Raw genomic sequence first — 17,472 nt, 5'->3', positions numbered from 1 at the left:
GGAGAGACCGCGTATGCCCCGACTCCACAAACGCGAGTGGATAATCGCCCTCGTCGCGGTGCTTCTCACGCTCGTCGTCGGCATCCCGACCGGTATCGCGCTCGCCGCAGGCAACACCGACACCGTCTCCAACAACCAGTGTGACGACATCCTGGGCACCGGCACGCCGGAGTACATGTACTGCCAGTGGATGGCGAAGACCCCCGAGGACGCTCTCGACGTCGTCCGCTTCTGGGCTCGCAACGATGGCGAGAAGCTGAAGGAAGCGGTGCCCTATCCCGGGCCGATCCTGTTCTGCAAGGACAAGAACAACAAGGGTCCCGGCATGCAGGGATGCGCCGAGGACCAGCAGGTGCTGTGCAAGTACGACCAGGGCGCCGGCAAGTACGTCTGCAAGGACGCCGACGGCAACATCACCAACCCGCCGGCCAAGGCCTGCCAGGGCGGCGAGTTCGACTGTTCGAACGGCGGCGGTTCGTCCACCTCCACGCGGGGTGAGACCACTTCCACCGGGGCCCCGACACCCGACGGCACCTCGCAGTCCCAGGGCGACCCCAGCGCCGCTCCGCTCGACTCGAGCCAGGCGCCGCTGGTGGAGAGCTCCACGCCTCCGACGGAGCTCGCCACGCCCGACGGCCGGTCCGGCGACAACGGCGGCAACGGAGATGACCGCACCCAGGCGCTCCCTTCGTCCGAGCCGGAGCCGTCCTCGCAGCCGAAGCCGAGCGCGACCCCGACCTCGACCAAGCAGACGCTGGCCGCCCCGAACGACGCCACGGGCAAGGCCGCCGCGGCCGCGGTGAAGCTCGGCATGCGGGTCTGGATCGAAAGCGAGCTGGCGCCCGCGTGGACCGCCGGCAAGGACCAGTTCAACGCCGCCGTCGCCTCCATGGCGGCCCAGGCGAGCCGGCCGGGCGTCGTGGGCGTGAAGTTCGCCCAGGACCTGGGGTACTGGGGCTTCAAGTCCGCCGACGACGTCCGCAGGTTCGTCAGGGACGCCTCCACCGCCCTGCGCGCGGCCCTGCCCGCGGGCAAGCAGCTCGCCGTCGACGTCGTCGTCCCTGAGCTGGGCTGCGGATCCAACGAGCCCTGCCAGGCGGCGCTCCGCGCCAAGTACCCGCTGATCACCAGGGCGAACGTCGAGAAGTACGTCCTCACCGGCGACGTGGACCACGTCAACGTCTCCAGCGGCCTGTTCGCCAGCGAGTACGCCGCCTACAAGATCACGCCGGACAAGGCGCTGCGCAACCAGTGGATCGGTGTGCGGGCCCGCGGCTGGGACACGCGTGTCCACATCGGCGCCAGGGAGGTCGGCCTCGCCCACAGCGGAGCCGACAAGCTCACCGCCGAGCAGGCGGAGGCCGCGGCCAAGCTGCGCGTCGACCTGCCGCTCCAGGCGGGCGTCCAGACGGTCATGCTGTGGACGCACCGCCAGAACTGGGACGGCGCCACCTGGCGCATCCTCGACGAGGGCCTGAAGACCAACACCCTGTGGAAGGCGCTGCAGGCTCGCAAGGGTCTCGGACGCATGGCCGTCACCTTCGACGCCAGCGACCCGGAGGTCGGGGTCACCCAGGACCTGAACAAACTCGCCGAGGTCTTCGACGAGGTGTACATCCACTCACAGTGACACCGGTCGCAGGACCAAATAACCGGACATCCCCGAAATAGGGGATGTCCGGTAGCTCGAAGCGCATAGCGGCTATAACAGCCGCTTTACGAATAAAACCGGCTTCCGGGAATAAGAACGACAATCCACCCGACAGGATTCCGTCCACCCCGGACCTCCGCCGGGGTGCTCTCCGCTGACCGGGTGTCTTCTTCCCGGCGCCGCGGCGGCGGGATGTGGTACGGCGAAGCCGGCGCCGTCGTACGGTGTGAGACCCGACGACCCTTCGCGGGGACCAGCAGCCTGCTTCGGGGTGGTCAGCCTTCGTTGACCAGCCAGCTGTCGACGCCGCTCAGCAGCTCCTTCTTGTACGACTCCGGGGCCGCGGACGAGCGGATGGACTGCCGGGCCAGCTCCGCGATCTCGGCGTCGGCGAAGCCGTACACCTCGCGCGCCAGCTCGTACTGCGGCAGCAGCCGCGCGCCGAACAGCAGCGGGTCGTCGGCGCCGAGCGCGATCGGCACCCCCGCCTCGAACAGCCGCCGCACCGGCACGTCGCCGGCCTCCTGCGCCACCCCCAGGCCGACGTTGGACGTCGGGCACACCTCGCAGGCGATCTGCCGGTCGGCCAGACGTTCCATCAGGCGCTCGGACTCGGCCGACCGGATGCCGTGGCCGACGCGGTCGGCGTCCAGGTCGTCCACGCACTCGGCGACGCTGGCCGCTCCCGACAGCTCACCGCCGTGGGGGACGGCCAGCAGGCCGCCCCGCTTGGCGATGCGGAACGCGCCGTCGAAGTCGCGCGCCCGCCCGCGGCGTTCGTCGTTGGACAGGCCGAACCCCACCACACCCCTGTCGGCGTACTGGGTGGCGAGCCGGGCGAGCGTCTTGGCGTCGAGGGGATGCCGTGTGCGGTTGGCTCCGACGATCACACCGATGCCGACCCCTGTGGAGTCGGCCGCCCGGCCGGCCGCGTCGAGCACCAGCTCCAGCGTCTCGGTGAGCCCCCCGAAGCGCTGGGCGTACCCCGATGGGTCGACCTGGATCTCCAGCCACCGCGACCCCTCGGCCGCCTCGTCCTCGGCGGCCTCCCGTAGCAGCCGGTAGACGTCCTGCTCGCGGCGCAGCACCGAACGCGCGATGTCGTACAACCGCTGGAACCGGAACCAGCCGCGCTCGTCGGTGGCCCGGAGCTTGGGCGGCCACTCCTGCACCAGCGCGTCGGGCAGATGCACCCCTTGCTCGCGTGCGAGCTCCAGAAGGGTCGCGTGCCTCATGGAGCCGGTGAAGTGCAGATGGAGATGGGCTTTGGGGAGTTCGTCGAGCGGGCGTGCCATTTCCATATCTTGCCGTACCGCGTCGCCGCGCCGGTCCCGGACCGCCTCTCAACCTCCTGCGGGGCCGGTGCGTTGGGGAGGACGAAAGGGGACTCGCCATGACGGAAGAAGACGAAGCGGCCTTCGATGAGTTCCTGGCCGCCCGAAGTACCGCCCTGCTGCGCACGGCCATCCTCGTGTGCGGCGCCTCGGTCCACGACGCGGAGGACCTGGCCCAGGGGGCCCTGGAGAAGGTGTACCGGCACTGGCCGCGCATCCGGCACGACAACCCCGAGTCGTACGCGAGGCGGATCGTGGTCAACGCCGCGATCTCCCGAGCCCGGCGCCGCAAGGTGATCCAGGAGATCTCCTTCGCGCGCCCTCCGGAGACCGCGGCCCCCCAGTCGGACCTCGACCTGCGCGACGCCCTCGTCGGTGAGCTGTGGCGGCTCCCCGCACGGATGCGCGCGGTCGTCGTCCTGCGCTACTGGGAGGACTGCTCGGAGGCCGAGACGGCCGCGCTGCTCGGCTGCTCCCTCGGAACGGTGAAGAGCCAGGCCGCCCGCGGGCTGGCGAGGATGCGGGCGCACATCGGTGAGCTGAAGGGAGCGTTGGTGTGAACGTCGAGGAAGCACTCAAGGAAGCAATGGCCGCGCACGTGGCCGGCGTGCGCGCCACCGCGCTGACGGGGGAGACGGTGCGCCGCAGGCACCGTTCGCACGTCACCCGGTTCCGGGTCGCCGGCGCCGCCGCCCTGACCGCGGTGGTGGCGGCGGCGTTCCCGGCCGTCGCGGCGTCCCCGGTCGTCACGGCGCTCCGGCCGGACGCGCCGCCGGTGAGCGCTCCCGGTGGAACGATCAGCGTCCGGCCCGCCCAGACGGGATCGGCCGCGGTGAGCTGTGTGTACAGGAAGGACACCAGCGGCATGCCGGCCAAGAACGTGGGTCTGCCGCCGTCGAAGCCGGACATGAAGGCCAAGACGATGACGCTCGACACCAACCGGGGACAGATCGTGATCAAGCTCGCGACCGCGCAGGCGCCGTGCACGGTCAACTCGTTCGAGTTCCTCGCCAAGAAGAACTACTTCGACAACACCCGCTGCCACCGCCTGGCGACCCCGGAGGCCACCGGGCTCGGCATGCTGCAGTGCGGCGACCCGCTGGCCAAGGGCGACGGCAAGAGCAAGAAGGACGGCGCCGGCGGACCGGGCTACCTGTTCGGCGACGAGAACCTCAACGGCATCCCCTACACCCGGGGCACCGTCGCCATGGCCCAGGGCGGCGAGGACGCCGACTCCAACGGCAGCCAGTTCTGGATCTCGTTCTCCGACGAGAACACCCAGCTCGCCGCCCAGGGCGAGCCGTACACACCGTTCGGCGTCGTGGTGAAGGGCATGGACGTCGTCGACAAGATCGCCAAGGGCGGCATCATCCCCTTCGACGGCGACCCGCTGAACGACGTCAGGGGCGAGGGCTCCAACGCGCCCAAGCTGCCCGTCATCATCAAGAACGTGACCGTTTCCCCCTGAACGACCAAGAAGGCCCGGGCGCCGTACGGCCCGGGCCTTCTTCTGCCGAAAGGGTCAGTGCGCTTCGGCGAGGAGCTTGGCCAGGCGGCTGACGCCCTCGACCAGGTCGTCGTCACCGAGGGCGTACGACAGGCGGAAGTAGCCCGGCGTGCCGAAGGCCTCGCCCGGGACGAGCGCGACCTCGGCCTCCTCGAGGATCAGCTCGGCCAGCTCGGCGGAGCTCTGCGGCCGCTTGCCACGGATCTCCTTGCCGAGAATTTGCTTGACCGAGGGGTAGGCGTAGAACGCGCCGAGCGGCTCGGGGCAGACGACGCCGGGGATCTCGTTGAGCATCCGCACGATCGTCTGGCGGCGGCGGTCGAAGGCCTCGCGCATGCGGGCCACGGCCGACAGGTCGCCCGAGACGGCCGTCAGGGCAGCCCACTGGGCGACGTTGGAGACGTTGGAGGTGGCGTGCGACTGGAGGTTCGTCGCGGCCTTCACGACGTCCTTGGGGCCGATCAGCCAGCCCACGCGCCAGCCGGTCATGGCGTAGGTCTTCGCGACTCCGTTCAGGACGACGACCCGGTCGCCCAGCTCCGGCACAGCGGTGGCGATGCTGGTGAAGATGGCGTCACCGTAGACGAGGTGCTCGTAGATCTCGTCGGTCACGACCCACAGGCCGTGCTCGGCGGCCCAGCGGCCGATCGCCTCGACCTGCTCGGGCGAGTACACCGCGCCGGTCGGGTTGGACGGCGAGACGAACAGCAGGGCCTTGGTGCGCTCGGTGCGCGCGGCCTCCAGCTGCTCGACCGAGGCGAGGTAGCCGGTGGTCTCGTCGGTCACGACGTCGACCTGGACGCCGCCGGCGAGCTTGATGGCCTCGGGATAAGTGGTCCAGTAGGGCGCCACGACCAGGACCTCGTCGCCCGGGTCGAGGAGCGTGGCGAAGGCCTCGTAGACGGCCTGCTTGCCGCCGTTGGTGACCAGCACCTGCGACGCGTCGACCTCGTAGCCGGAGTCGCGCCGCGTCTTGTCGGCGATGGCCTGCTTGAGCTCCGGAAGCCCGCCGGCGGGCGTGTACTTGTGGAACCTCGGGGTCCGGCACGCCTCGACGGCGGCCTCGACGATGTAGTCGGGCGTCGGGAAGTCGGGCTCGCCGGCGCCGAAACCGATGACCGGACGGCCGGCCGCCTTCATCGCCTTGGCCTTGGCGTCCACGGCCAGCGTGGCGGACTCGGAGATCGCGGAAATGCGCGCTGAGATGCGAGGACGGGTCATGCCTCCCATCGTTCCAGACGCCCCGCGCGGGTGCCGCCCCATATCCAGGATGCGGACAAGCGGCAAAATCACATGACGTGCCAGACGAGTTGGTTCGACGTGAGCGCCTTTCCCCCGTACACTCATGCAACTAGTGAGCGACGCACCCCCGGCTGCTCGGGGTAAGGTGGTTCACGGCAGAGGGCACTAGCGCAATTGGTAGCGCACCGGTCTCCAAAACCGGCGGTTGGGGGTTCGAGTCCCTCGTGCCCTGCGGAGTGCGGTCCGCGCACCGATGGCGTGTATGCCGCCGAAAGTTGCGTAGGAACGACGGATCAGGTGAGGACTGTGGCGATCGACACACGCGGCGAGGCCGCGGACCGGCCGAGCAAGTCGTCAGGCCAGACCGCTAAGAAGCGCACCTCTCCTGCACTTTTCTACCGTCAGGTCGTCGCCGAGCTTCGCAAGGTGATCTGGCCTACGCGCAAGGATCTGATCTCTTACACCACGGTGGTCCTCGTCTTCGTTCTGATCATGGTTGGGCTCGTGGCCGGGATTGACGCCTTGCTCACGAAGGGTGTGCTGGCGATCTTCGGCGGAGCCTGATCCGGCGACCCTGCGACAGCCGTCCACTGATGGACGGTTCAGCCGTTCCCCAGCGGAACGGTAGAAGATCGCAACATCGACGAGAGAAGAAAGAGTCACCGTGTCCGAGTCCCCACTGTCGGCCGGCGCACCCCACGACGAGTGGGAGGGCGAGCCGGACGAGGCGATCGAGATCACCGAGGAGACCGGCGAGGCCGGCGCCTCCGGTGGTGCCGAGGAGCCCGGCGACGCCGTGGCTCCGGTCGGCGCCGTTGACGAAGACGGTGATCTGGTCCCCGACGTCGACCCGGTCGAAGAGTTCAAGCGGTCGATGCGCGGCCTGCCCGGCGAGTGGTACGTCATCCACTCCTACGCCGGTTACGAGAACCGCGTGAAGTCCAACATCGAGACGCGCACCCAGTCGCTGAACATGGAAGATTACATCTTCCAGGTCGAGGTGCCCGTCCACACCGTCACCGAGATCAAGGGCGGCAAGCGCACCCCGGTCAAGGAGCGCGTGCTCCCGGGTTACGTCCTGGTGCGCATGGACCTCACCGACGAGTCGTGGTCCGCGGTGCGCAACACGCCCGGTGTGACCGGGTTCGTGGGCCTCTCCAACCGGCCGAGCCCGCTGAACCTCGACGAGGTCGCCAAGCTGCTCGCGCCCGAGCCGACCGAGCAGGCCAAGACGACCACCGCCAAGGCCGCCGCCGCGACCGTCGACTTCGAGGTCGGCGAGTCCGTCACCGTCATGGACGGCCCGTTCGCCACGCTTCCCGCCACCGTCAGCGAGATCAGCGCCGAGTCGCAGAAGCTCAAGGTGCTCGTCTCGATCTTCGGTCGTGAGACGCCGGTCGAGCTGTCGTTCAACCAGGTCTCCAAGATCTGACACCCGTCAGGTCCCGTGTGATCTGAGGGCGCGCATAAACTGATAAGTCGTCCCCGCGGACCGAGCGAATCACCGCGGGGTTGATCCCGAGGAGACCCGGCCCCCGGCCGAGGTGTGCCTCGGGGTCGCATCACAGGAGATACGGACCCGGAGTAGGACTATGCCTCCAAAGAAGAAGATCGCGGCGCTGGTCAAGGTCCAGCTTCCCGCTGGCCAGGCCACCCCCGCGCCGCCGGTCGGTACCGCCCTCGGTCCCCACGGCGTCAACATCATGGACTTCGTCAAGCAGTACAACGCTGCGACCGAGGCCCAGCGGGGCAACATCATCCCCGTCGAGATCACCATCTTCGAAGACCGCAGCTTCACCTTCGTCACCAAGACGCCGCCGGCGCCTGAGCTGATCAAGAAGGCCGCGGGCATCGACAAGGCCAGCGCCAACCCGGCGCGCGACAAGGTGGGCAAGCTCACCAAGGAGCAGCTGCGTCAGATCGCCGAGACGAAGATGCCCGACCTCAACGCCAACGACATCGAGGCGGCCGAGAAGATCATCGCCGGCACCGCCCGGTCGATGGGCATCACGATCGCCGACTGACCACACCACCACCCGTGGGAGGGCCAGGCGCTGGCCCGCGACCACAGACTCCTCAAGGAGAAGCAGTGAAGCGCAGCAAGACCTACCGCAAGGCGTTCGAGAGCGTCGACAGGGACAACCTGTACAGCCCGGTCGAGGCCGCCAAGCTCGCCAAGGACACCTCGGTCACCAAGTTCGACGCCACCGTCGAGGTGGCCCTGCGGCTGGGCGTCGACCCCCGCAAGGCCGACCAGATGGTCCGCGGCACCGTCAACCTCCCGCACGGCACCGGCAAGACCGCCCGGGTCCTGGTCTTCGCGACCGGTGACCGTGCCGAGGAGGCCCGCGCCGCGGGCGCCGACATCGTGGGCGCCGACGAGCTGATCGAAGAGATCGCCAAGGGTAACCGCCTCAACGAGTTCGACGCCGTCGTGGCCACGCCCGACCTCATGGGCAAGGTCGGCCGCCTCGGCCGCGTGCTCGGCCCCCGTGGCCTCATGCCGAACCCCAAGACCGGCACCGTCACGCCGGCCGTGGGCAAGGCCGTGACCGACATCAAGGGCGGCAAGATCGAGTTCCGTGTCGACCGGCACGCGAACCTCCACTTCATCATCGGCAAGGTGTCGTTCCCCGAGCGTCAGCTCCTGGAGAACTACGCCGCCGCGCTCGACGAGGTCATCCGTCTCAAGCCGGCCGCCGCCAAGGGCCGTTACCTCAAGAAGGTGACCTTCTCCACGTCCATGGGCCCGGGCATCCCGGTCGACCCGAACGTGACGCGGGGCATCACCGCCGAGCTCGAAGCCTGACGGTCTCCCGCACGGCCGGGCACGGATTTCGTCCGCGCCCGGCGGCACAGGACCGCGAAAGGGCCTCCGCCTCCGGGCGGGGGCCCTTTTTCGTTCTCCCGAATGACTTTCCGCTGGTGGGGCGGCATATGCGGCCGCCGCGGAGGTGACTTTCGCGTAATCGGTGCTCACAACACGCCCCACGGGGTAGTTCCGGCGCGTAGGGTCGAAAACACTCTGGGGGAAACGAAGGGATACCTAGTGAAACGGCGAAAGATAGCGGCGATGGCGGCCGTGGGCTCGGCCATGCTCATCGCGGTGTCCGCTTGCGGCCAGTCCCAGCAGCCGGCCGCCGAGTCCCTCGGCGCCGTTCGGCTCTCGGCGGCCGAAACGCTGCAGAAGAGCGCGCAGAACAGCGAGAGCGTCACGTCGTACACCGCGCAGCTCGCGGTCGACTTCAGCTCCGCCAAGCAGGGCGCCGGCACGGTCAAGGGCACGATGGTGTACCACCAGAAGCCGCAGATCGCGACCGACGTCACCCTCGACCAGATCGACGTCGCCGGGCAGAACGTCCCCGGCGGGGTCCGGGTGATCCTCATCGGCCAGACCGCCTACCTCAAGATCGACGCGCTGAGCAAGCTCGTGGGCGGCGGCAAGCCGTGGATCAAGGTCGACCTGGCCAAGGCGAGCGAGTCGGCCGGGGTCGACCTCGGCCAGTTCCTCTCGCAGGCCCAGCAGATGGACCTCCAGAGCAGCGTGAAGATGCTCACCAGCTCCAAGGACGTCTCCAAGGTCGGCACCGAGACCGTGGGCGGCGCCGAGACCACCCACTACAAGGGCACCTTCAAGGTCGCCGACGCGGTCAAGCAGCTGACGCCCGAGCTCCAGCAGAAGCTGCAGGGCCAGCTGACCCACGTCCAGGACATGAAGTTCGACGCCTGGATCGACGCCCAGAACCTTCCGCGCAAGGTCGACATGAACGGCGCGGCCGGCGACGGCACCTTCAGGATGACCTCGACGTTCGGCCAGTTCAACGAGGCTGCCGAGGTCAGCCCTCCGCCGGCCGACCAGGTGGGCGACCTGTCCGACAAGATGGGCCGGCTGCAGAGCCCCGAGGGCACCGGCACCACCAGCTGAGCCCCGGACGTCGCACCGGATCGACGACTCGACGCGCCCCGCGACTCGCCGTCGCGGGGCGCGTGCGTACCGGCCCCGCGCATCGCCGTCCTGTGGGGTTGATTTGGCGTGGTGCGGAAACACCGCGTACAGTGTTGGTTGCCGAAGACCGCCGGTCGTCGCTGAGTCTGTTCCATGGCTCAGTGGCCCAAGGTTCCACGACAGTGGACGACCCGCGTAGGTGTGATGTGAGTTTCCATATGGTTCTCGCGCGGTTCGTTCTGATCCGCGTGTTGGTCTGTGTGTGAGCCCCGTGCGCCTGCGCCGGGGCTTGTTCGTTTTCTCGTGAGGGATCTCCTGGGCCCATCGCCGGCGGCACATCTGGAAGGAGGCCCATGGCGAGGGCGGAAAAGGTGACCGCGGTCGCCGAGCTCAAGGATCGCTTCGAGAGCTCGAACGCCGCTGTCCTGACCGAGTACCGCGGTCTCACCGTCGCGCAGCTGAAGCAGCTGCGCATTTCGCTCGGTGAGAATGCGAAGTTCGCCGTGGCGAAGAACACGCTGTCGAAGATCGCGGCCAACGAGGCCGGGGTCACCTCTCTGGACGACCTGTTCCAGGGCCCGACCGCGATCGCGTTCGTCACCGGCGACGTGGTCGAGGCGGCCAAGGGTCTGCGTGACTTCGCCAAGGCCAATCCCCTCCTGGTCATCAAGGGTGGTGTCGTCGACGGCAAGTCGATGTCCCCGTCCGAGATCACCACTCTCGCCGACCTCGAGTCGCGCGAGGTCCTGCTCGCGAAGCTGGCCGGTGCCCTGAAGGCGAAGCAGTCTCAGGCCGCCGCCACGTTCAACGCGCTGCCCACGAACATGGCCCGGCTCGTCGAGGCTCTGCGCGCCAAGCGCGAGGAGACCGGCGGGGCGGAGCAGCCGCAGGACGCGGCCGAGTAGGTCGGACGCGAAAGCGTTCAACGCAGGGGATTCAGGCGCATACTGCGGTCCGTTTCCAAGTTTTGCAATTCATACGGAGGAACCACCACCATGGCGAAGCTCAGCACCGACGAGCTGCTCGACGCGTTCAAGGAGATGACCCTTCTTGAGCTGTCCGACTTCGTGAAGCTGTTCGAGGACACCTTCGACGTCAAGGCCGCCGCTCCGGTCGCGGTCGCCGCCGGCCCGGTCGCGGGTGGCGCTGCCGCCGCCGAGGAGGCCGCCGAGGAGCAGGACGAGTTCGACGTCATCCTCGAGGCCGCCGGCGACAAGAAGATCCAGGTCATCAAGGAGGTCCGCGCGCTCACGAGCCTCGGCCTCAAGGAGGCCAAGGACCTCGTCGACGGGGCTCCCAAGCCGCTGCTCGAGAAGGTCAACAAGGAGACCGCGGACAAGGCCAAGGCCGCCCTCGAGGGCGCCGGCGCCACCGTCACCGTCAAGTGACCTTTCGCGTCTGAAGCTCCATACAAAAGGGGCGGTCCACCCAGGTGCCGGGTGGCCCGCCCCTTTTGCTTTGCCCGGATTTGGGGTGCTCGGTAGTGATTTCCGGGCCCTGCGATCTCGTTTCAGGCCCGCGTTTTCCCGCTTTTCGCTTGCCCCCGCATCGGCGCGATCCGAAGATGAATCCCCTGGCGGGCGAGCGGACCTCGAGGGGGGCCTGTGGGCGTCGAAGTCGTGGTCGAGGGGCTGACCAAGTCCTTCGGCAGGCAGGTCGTCTGGGAGGACGTCACCTTGACGCTCCCGGCCGGCCACATCTGCGTCCTGCTCGGCCCTTCGGGCACCGGCAAGTCGGTGTTCCTCAAGACGCTGGTCGGCCTGCTGCGCCCCGACAGGGGGCACATCTGGATCAACGGCCACGATCTCGCCGGCTGCCGTGAGAAGCGGCTGTACGAGCTGCGCCGCCTGTTCGGGGTGCTGTTCCAGGACGGCGCGCTGTTCGGCTCGCTCAACCTGTACGACAACGTCGCCTTCCCGCTTCGGGAGCACACCCGCAGGAGCGAGAGCCAGATCCGCCGGATCGTCATGGAGAAGATGGAGCTGGTGGGCCTGGTGGGCGCGGAGGGGAAGTTTCCCGGCGAGGTCTCCGGAGGCATGCGCAAGCGGGCGGGCCTGGCGAGGGCGCTGGTGCTCGACCCCGAGATCATCCTGTTCGACGAGCCCGACTCCGGCCTGGACCCGGTCCGCACCGCCTACCTCAACCAGCTGATCGTCGATCTCAACGCCGAGACGGACGCGACGTTCCTGATCGTGACCCACGACATCACGACCGCCCGGACGGTGCCCGACGACATCGGGCTGCTGTTCCGGCGCGAGCTGGTGATGTTCGGCCCGCGCGAGATGCTGTTGTCCAGCGAGGAACCGGTCGTACGGCAGTTCCTCAACGCCCGCCGGCACGGGCCGATCGGGATGTCCGAGGAGAAGGACGTCGCCGAGCTGGAGGCCGAGGCGCGGCTGGGCCGTGAGCCGGGGCGGCTGCCGCCGATCCCGCCTCAGCTGATGCCGTCCGGCACGGCCGTGCGGCGCGCGCAGCGCCCTCCCGGCGTCTGGCTGGCGGAGAACGGCGTGACGGCGCCGCCGGGGTCCTTCGTCGACGAACAGGGCCGCGACTGGCGGGAGGAGTACCCCCGCCTTCTCGCCGCGGACGCCGAGGCGGGCCGCTGAGCTCACAACCGGGCCCGCTGGGCTCACCCCCGGCCTCCCGAGCTCACAACCGGGCCCGCCGGCCGCCGTACCGGGTTATGATCCGGCGACCGGCGGGCTGGCCGGCCGCCTCGGGCGCGTCCTCGGCGCCGTGACCCCGCCCGGCGGCAGGGCGATGGGAGGCAACAGGTGGCGCTTCACGCGGCGCGGTCCCCTCGCAGGACACGTCTGCTGGTGATCGCGGCCCTGCTCGTGCTCGTCGCCGGTCTCGGCGTCGCCTGGGTGCGCATCGGCGGCGACCTCGACGAGGCGCGGTCGGCGGCCCGCGACCGGGAGGCCGCCGTGCGGGCGGCCGAGCGCTATGCCCTGACCCTGCTGGCCGTCGACTACCGGACGGTCGACCGTGACGTCCAGCGGGTGCTCGACAGCTCCACGGGCGCCGCCAAGGACGAGTACGCCCAGCAGGCGGGCAATCTGAAGGCGGCCACCCTGCGGAACAAGGTGACCCAGACGGGTGTGGTGCGGGCGGCGGGGCTGGTGACCATGAACCCCGGAAGGAGCGGGGCCAGGGTGCTGGTGGTCGCCGACTCGGTGATCCGCTGGGAGGGCGCGAAGACCGCCCCGCAGGAGCGTTTCTACCGCTGGAGCGTCGAGGTCACCAAGGTGCGCGGAGCGTGGTGGGTGTCGAAGCTGGAGCAGGTCGCGTGAGCCGCGAAGGGGGCCCGGCGTCCCTGGAGCCCGCCCCGGAGCGACGCGGCGGCCGGGCGGCCTATGTTGCCGCGGTCGCGGTCCTGGCCCTCCTGGCGGCCGTTCTGGCGGCTCTGGTGGCCGTCACCTATTTCCGCCTCCGCGAGCTGCGCGACGGCGAGGCGGCCGCCGCGGAGGCGCTCGCCGCCGCGCGCACGTACGCGCCCGACATGCTGTCCTACGACTACCGCACGATCGACGCCGACCTCGCCAGGGCGCGGGGGTACGCCACGGGGGAGCTCGCCGGCCACTACCGCGAGCTGGCCCGGGCTCTGGCGCCCACGGTGAAGCGGCAGCAGACCGTGCAGCAGGCGGTGGTGGCCGCGGCGGCCGTGGAATCCGCTACTCCCGACCGTGTCCAGGTGTTGCTGTTCATGAACATGGGAACCACCAAGGTGTTGCCGGGCGAGAAAGAACCCCAGAAACAGGTCGTCCAGAACCGCGCCCGGTTCGTGTTGGTCAGAAGCGAGGGTCACTGGCTGGTGTCCGAGTTGTCGACGTTGATCGGCAATGCTCCGGGTAGTTGAAAATGCCCAGCTCAGACCGTCTCGGACGGCTCGGCGTGGCGCGGTTATCAAATTGTTAGTAAAGCTTAGGTTTGAAGAGTGTGTGGGAGGGCATGCCCAAGGGCACGACAGCGTCGATCGTGGGCAACCCTTCGACCCTCCGTGTGACTGAGCGTTAGCCGATCCTCCTCGCGGGTATCGTCTGGATCCGGCCGGCCGCTCGGTCTCCCGAGGGAAGAAAACCCAGCGTGGCGGCCATCGCTTCGTGCGAATCAGGCCTCCCGGGCTTGACGTTTCGGCGCTGACGGGCGATGCTGCGTGCAACGTGGGTGCGCAGAGCGAGACTGAGTGGACAGGTGTATGCCCATCGGCTACACTGCCCCTTTGCGCTGCCCTTTGACGACCCGCTTCTCTAGGTAACTTTGATGCATGGTCGTCTGGCGTGCGTGTAGTCAGTCCGCGAGCCCTCGGAAGGACATCTGTTGGCAGCCTCGCGCAACGCCTTCGCCGTACCCGCTGGTCCCCGCCGCGTTTCTTTCGCGCGCATTCAGGAGCCGCTCGAAGTTCCCGACCTCCTCGCCCTTCAGACCGAGTCCTTCGACTGGCTGCTGGGCAACGAGAAATGGCGGTCACGGGTCGAAGCGGCTCGCCAGGCCGGTCGCAAGGACGTTCCGGCCCAGTCCGGTCTCGAAGAGATCTTCGAAGAGATCAGTCCCATCGAGGACTTCTCCGGAACGATGTCCTTGTCGTTCCGTGATCACCGCTTCGAGCCGCCCAAGTACTCGGTTGACGAGTGCAAAGACAAGGACATGACCTTCTCCGCCCCGATGTTCGTCACGGCGGAGTTCATCAATAACACCACCGGTGAGATCAAGAGCCAGACGGTGTTCATGGGCGACTTCCCGCTCATGACCTCGAAGGGCACCTTCATCATCAACGGCACCGAGCGTGTCGTGGTCTCCCAGCTGGTGCGGTCCCCGGGCGTCTACTTCGACCGGTCGGTCGACAAGACCTCCGACAAGGACCTGTACGGCTGCAAGGTGATCCCCTCGCGCGGTGCGTGGCTCGAGTTCGAGATCGACAAGCGCGACAGCGTCGGCGTCCGCATCGACCGCAAGCGCAAGCAGGCCGTCACGGTGCTGCTGAAGGCGCTCGGCTGGACCAACGACCAGATCCTCGAGCGCTTCGGGCAGTACGAGTCGATGCGCGCGACCCTGGAGAAGGACCACACCTCCGGCCAGGACGACGCGCTGCTCGACATCTACCGCAAGCTGCGCCCGGGCGAGCCTCCGACGAAGGAGTCCGCGCAGACGCTTCTGGAGAACCTCTACTTCAACCCGAAGCGTTACGACCTCGCCAAGGTCGGCCGGTACAAGATCAACAAGAAGCTCGGTGTCGACGCCGACATCAACCAGGGCACGCTGACCGAAGAGGACATCGTCGCCACCATCGAGTACATCGTCCGGCTGCACGCCGGCGAGGTCTCGATGCCCGGCGCCAACGGTGAGATCGTCGTCGAGACCGACGACATCGACCACTTCGGCAACCGCCGCATCCGCACGGTCGGCGAGCTGATCCAGAACCAGGTCCGCCTGGGCCTGGCCCGGATGGAGCGGGTCGTCCGCGAGCGGATGACCACCCAGGACGTCGAGGCGATCACGCCGCAGACCCTGATCAACATCCGGCCGGTCGTGGCGTCGATCAAGGAGTTCTTCGGAACTTCGCAGCTGTCGCAGTTCATGGACCAGACCAACCCGCTGGCCGGGCTGACGCACAAGCGCCGCCTGAACGCGCTGGGTCCCGGTGGTCTGTCCCGTGAGCGCGCCGGCTTCGAGGTCCGCGACGTGCACCCGTCCCACTACGGCCGGATGTGCCCGATCGAGACGCCGGAAGGCCCGAACATCGGTCTGATCGGCTCGCTGTCGTCCTTCGGCCGCGTCAACTTCTTCGGCTTCATCGAGACGCCGTACCGCAAGGTCGTCGACGGCCGGGTCACCGACGAGATCGAGTACCTCACCGCCGACGTGGAGGACAGGCACGTCATCGCGCAGGCGAACACCCTGCTGACGGCCGACGGCCACTTCGCCGAGGACCGCGTCCTGGTCCGCCGTAAGGGCGGCGAGATGGAGTTCATCCGGCCCAGCGAGGTCGACTACATGGACGTCTCGCCTCGCCAGATGGTGTCCGTCGCGACCGCGATGATCCCGTTCCTCGAGCACGACGACGCCAACCGCGCGCTCATGGGCTCGAACATGCAGCGCCAGTCGGTGCCGCTGCTCAAGAGCGAGGCGCCGCTGGTCGGCACCGGCATGGAGTACCGTGCCGCGACCGACGCCGGCGACGTCATCACCGCCGAGAAGGCGGGCGTCGTCGAAGAGGTCTCGGCCGACTACGTCACGGTCATGAACGACGACGGCACCCGCACGACCTACCGGGTGGCGAAGTTCAAGCGCTCCAACCAGGGCACCTGCTTCAACCAGAAGCCCATCGTCCACGAGGGCGACCGGGTCGAGGTCAACCAGGTCATCGCCGACGGTCCCTGCACCGACGACGGTGAGATGGCGCTCGGCAAGAACCTGCTGGTGGCGTTCATGCCGTGGGAGGGCCACAACTACGAGGACGCCATCATCCTGTCCCAGCGGCTGGTCCAGGACGACGTCCTGTCCTCGATCCACATCGAGGAGCACGAGGTCGACGCCCGCGACACCAAGCTGGGCCCCGAGGAGATCACCCGGGACATCCCGAACGTCTCCGAGGAGGTCCTGGCCGACCTCGACGAGCGCGGCATCATCCGCATCGGCGCCGAGGTCGTCCCCGGCGACATCCTGGTCGGCAAGGTCACTCCCAAGGGTGAGACCGAGCTGACCCCCGAGGAGCGCCTGCTGCGCGCGATCTTCGGTGAGAAGGCCCGCGAGGTCCGTGACACCTCCCTGAAGGTGCCGCACGGCGAGATGGGCAAGGTCATCGGCGTCCGCGTGTTCAGCCGCGAGGACGGCGACGAGCTCCCGCCCGGCGTGAACGAGCTGGTCCGGGTCTACGTCGCCCAGAAGCGTAAGATCACCGACGGCGACAAGCTGGCCGGCCGCCACGGTAACAAGGGCGTCATCTCCAAGATCCTGCCCGTGGAGGACATGCCGTTCCTCGAGGACGGCACGCCGGTCGACATCATCCTCAACCCGCTGGGTGTGCCCGGCCGTATGAACGTCGGCCAGGTGCTCGAGACCCACCTAGGGTGGATCGCCGCCAGAGGATGGGACATCACGGGCGTCCAGGAGGCGTGGGCCGAGCGGCTGCGCGACAAGGGCTTCGGCCAGGTCGAGCCGCGAACCAACGTCGCCACCCCGGTGTTCGACGGTGCCCACGAGGAGGAGCTCACCGGCCTGCTCGAGAACACCCTGGCCAACCGCGACGGCGAGCGCATGGTCGGCGTCGACGGCAAGGCCCGGCTGTTCGACGGCCGCTCCGGCGAGCCGTTCCCGTACCCGATCTCGGTCGGCTACATCTACATCCTCAAGCTGCTCCACCTGGTCGACGACAAGATCCACGCGCGTTCGACCGGCCCGTACTCCATGATCACCCAGCAGCCGCTCGGCGGTAAGGCCCAGTTCGGTGGCCAGCGCTTCGGTGAGATGGAGGTGTGGGCCCTCGAGGCCTACGGCGCGGCGTACGCCCTGCAGGAGCTGCTGACCATCAAGTCCGACGACGTTCTCGGTCGCGTGAAGGTCTACGAGGCCATCGTCAAGGGCGAGAACATCCCCGAGCCGGGCATCCCTGAGTCCTTCAAGGTCCTCATCAAGGAAATGCAGTCGCTCTGCCTCAACGTCGAGGTGCTCTCCAGCGACGGCATGTCCATCGAGATGCGCGACACCGACGAGGACGTCTTCCGCGCGGCGGAGGAGCTCGGCATCGACCTGTCCCGGCGCGAGCCGAGCAGTGTCGAAGAGGTCTGATTTT

The 17,472-nt window shown here is 68.3% G+C and carries 16 protein-coding genes and 1 tRNA gene; 15 read left to right on the top strand and 2 right to left on the bottom strand.

All coding sequences use genetic code 11. From position 1 onward, the window contains the following. Window positions 1-13 precede the first annotated feature (13 nt). Window positions 14-1,630 (top strand): hypothetical protein, encoded by a 1,617-nt coding sequence (locus KIK05_RS33985; RefSeq protein ID WP_214414937.1) that lies wholly within the window; start codon window positions 14-16, stop codon window positions 1,628-1,630. A gap of 296 nt (window positions 1,631-1,926) precedes the next feature. Here the strand turns inward: KIK05_RS33985 and KIK05_RS33980 are convergent, their stop codons facing one another. Beyond that, window positions 1,927-2,946, bottom strand: coding sequence for an adenosine deaminase (locus KIK05_RS33980; protein WP_214414936.1), 1,020 nt, complete (start codon window positions 2,944-2,946; stop codon window positions 1,927-1,929). A gap of 98 nt (window positions 2,947-3,044) precedes the next feature. On the opposite strand from KIK05_RS33980, the gene KIK05_RS33975 reads away from it, so the two are divergent. Both KIK05_RS33975 and KIK05_RS33970 read left to right on the top strand, forming a co-directional pair. Continuing rightward, window positions 3,045-3,545: a SigE family RNA polymerase sigma factor gene (locus KIK05_RS33975; protein WP_214414935.1), complete on the top strand. Its 501-nt coding sequence runs from the start codon at window positions 3,045-3,047 to the stop codon at window positions 3,543-3,545. Next, window positions 3,542-4,453, top strand: a complete 912-nt coding sequence (locus tag KIK05_RS33970; protein WP_308250214.1) for a peptidylprolyl isomerase — start codon at window positions 3,542-3,544, stop codon at window positions 4,451-4,453. The genes KIK05_RS33975 and KIK05_RS33970 overlap by 4 nt, the downstream gene beginning before the upstream one ends. Window positions 4,454-4,507: 54 nt before the next feature. Here the strand turns inward: KIK05_RS33970 and KIK05_RS33965 are convergent, their stop codons facing one another. Beyond that, a complete protein-coding gene (locus KIK05_RS33965; protein ID WP_372455631.1) occupies window positions 4,508-5,722 on the bottom strand; it encodes a pyridoxal phosphate-dependent aminotransferase in 1,215 nt (404 codons plus the stop codon). Window positions 5,723-5,893: 171 nt separating this feature from the next. On the opposite strand from KIK05_RS33965, the gene KIK05_RS33960 reads away from it, so the two are divergent. From KIK05_RS33960 to rpoB, 12 genes are all read left to right on the top strand, one after another. After that, window positions 5,894-5,966, top strand: a tRNA-Trp gene (locus tag KIK05_RS33960). Between the two features lie 74 nt (window positions 5,967-6,040). Beyond that, window positions 6,041-6,298: a preprotein translocase subunit SecE gene (gene secE, locus KIK05_RS49125; protein WP_214414933.1), complete on the top strand. Its 258-nt coding sequence runs from the start codon at window positions 6,041-6,043 to the stop codon at window positions 6,296-6,298. A 100-nt stretch (window positions 6,299-6,398) separates the two neighbouring features. Continuing rightward, window positions 6,399-7,166 carry a transcription termination/antitermination protein NusG gene (gene nusG, locus KIK05_RS33950; RefSeq protein WP_214414932.1) on the top strand — a complete coding sequence of 256 codons (768 nt, stop codon included), beginning with the start codon at window positions 6,399-6,401 and terminating at the stop codon, window positions 7,164-7,166. Window positions 7,167-7,326: 160 nt separating this feature from the next. After that, window positions 7,327-7,758 carry a 50S ribosomal protein L11 gene (gene rplK / locus KIK05_RS33945; protein WP_214414931.1) on the top strand — a complete coding sequence of 144 codons (432 nt, stop codon included), beginning with the start codon at window positions 7,327-7,329 and terminating at the stop codon, window positions 7,756-7,758. Between the two features lie 65 nt (window positions 7,759-7,823). Then, window positions 7,824-8,543, top strand: a complete 720-nt coding sequence (rplA, locus tag KIK05_RS33940) for a 50S ribosomal protein L1 (protein WP_214414930.1) — start codon at window positions 7,824-7,826, stop codon at window positions 8,541-8,543. 240 nt (window positions 8,544-8,783) lie between these two features. After that, a complete protein-coding gene (locus KIK05_RS33935) occupies window positions 8,784-9,659 on the top strand; it encodes an SCO4651 family lipoprotein (RefSeq protein WP_214414929.1) in 876 nt (291 codons plus the stop codon). Between the two features lie 374 nt (window positions 9,660-10,033). Then, window positions 10,034-10,585 (top strand): 50S ribosomal protein L10, encoded by a 552-nt coding sequence (gene rplJ / locus KIK05_RS33930; protein WP_214414928.1) that lies wholly within the window; start codon window positions 10,034-10,036, stop codon window positions 10,583-10,585. A gap of 90 nt (window positions 10,586-10,675) precedes the next feature. Next, on the top strand, window positions 10,676-11,068 hold the full coding sequence (gene rplL, locus KIK05_RS33925) for a 50S ribosomal protein L7/L12 (protein WP_214414927.1): 393 nt from the start codon (window positions 10,676-10,678) through the stop codon (window positions 11,066-11,068). A gap of 216 nt (window positions 11,069-11,284) precedes the next feature. Continuing rightward, entirely contained in the window at window positions 11,285-12,286 is a 1,002-nt protein-coding gene (locus tag KIK05_RS33920; RefSeq protein WP_214414926.1) for an ABC transporter ATP-binding protein, read from the top strand. A gap of 168 nt (window positions 12,287-12,454) precedes the next feature. Further along, the gene (locus tag KIK05_RS33915; RefSeq protein WP_214414925.1) at window positions 12,455-12,973 is read left to right on the top strand and encodes an Rv1363c family protein; all 519 of its coding nucleotides are present in this window, start codon (window positions 12,455-12,457) and stop codon (window positions 12,971-12,973) included. Continuing rightward, window positions 12,970-13,539 carry an Rv1363c family protein gene (locus tag KIK05_RS33910; RefSeq protein ID WP_308250213.1) on the top strand — a complete coding sequence of 190 codons (570 nt, stop codon included), beginning with the start codon at window positions 12,970-12,972 and terminating at the stop codon, window positions 13,537-13,539. Before KIK05_RS33915 ends, KIK05_RS33910 begins: the two co-directional genes overlap by 4 nt. Window positions 13,540-14,000: 461 nt before the next feature. Further along, a complete protein-coding gene (rpoB, locus tag KIK05_RS33905; RefSeq protein WP_214414924.1) occupies window positions 14,001-17,468 on the top strand; it encodes a DNA-directed RNA polymerase subunit beta in 3,468 nt (1,155 codons plus the stop codon). The last annotated feature ends 4 nt before the right edge of the window (window positions 17,469-17,472 follow it).

Source organism: Sphaerisporangium fuscum (assembly GCF_018531465.1).
Classification (GTDB): Bacteria; Actinomycetota; Actinomycetes; order Streptosporangiales; family Streptosporangiaceae; genus Sphaerisporangium; species Sphaerisporangium fuscum.
Note: the sequence above shows the minus strand (reverse complement) of the source record. Positions and strands in the feature narration are given on the sequence as shown.

What these genes read in the sequence shown, in the direction of transcription:
- KIK05_RS33985 (WP_214414937.1), top strand. Translation starts at nt 14, where the DNA reads ATGCCCCGACTCCACAAACGCGAGTGGATAATCGCCCTCGTCGCGGTG.
- KIK05_RS33980 (WP_214414936.1), bottom strand. Translation starts at nt 2,946, where the DNA reads ATGGCACGCCCGCTCGACGAACTCCCCAAAGCCCATCTCCATCTGCAC.
- KIK05_RS33975 (WP_214414935.1), top strand. Translation starts at nt 3,045, where the DNA reads ATGACGGAAGAAGACGAAGCGGCCTTCGATGAGTTCCTGGCCGCCCGA.
- KIK05_RS33965 (WP_372455631.1), bottom strand. Translation starts at nt 5,722, where the DNA reads ATGGGAGGCATGACCCGTCCTCGCATCTCAGCGCGCATTTCCGCGATC.
- rplK (WP_214414931.1), top strand. Translation starts at nt 7,327, where the DNA reads ATGCCTCCAAAGAAGAAGATCGCGGCGCTGGTCAAGGTCCAGCTTCCC.
- rplJ (WP_214414928.1), top strand. Translation starts at nt 10,034, where the DNA reads ATGGCGAGGGCGGAAAAGGTGACCGCGGTCGCCGAGCTCAAGGATCGC.
- rplL (WP_214414927.1), top strand. Translation starts at nt 10,676, where the DNA reads ATGGCGAAGCTCAGCACCGACGAGCTGCTCGACGCGTTCAAGGAGATG.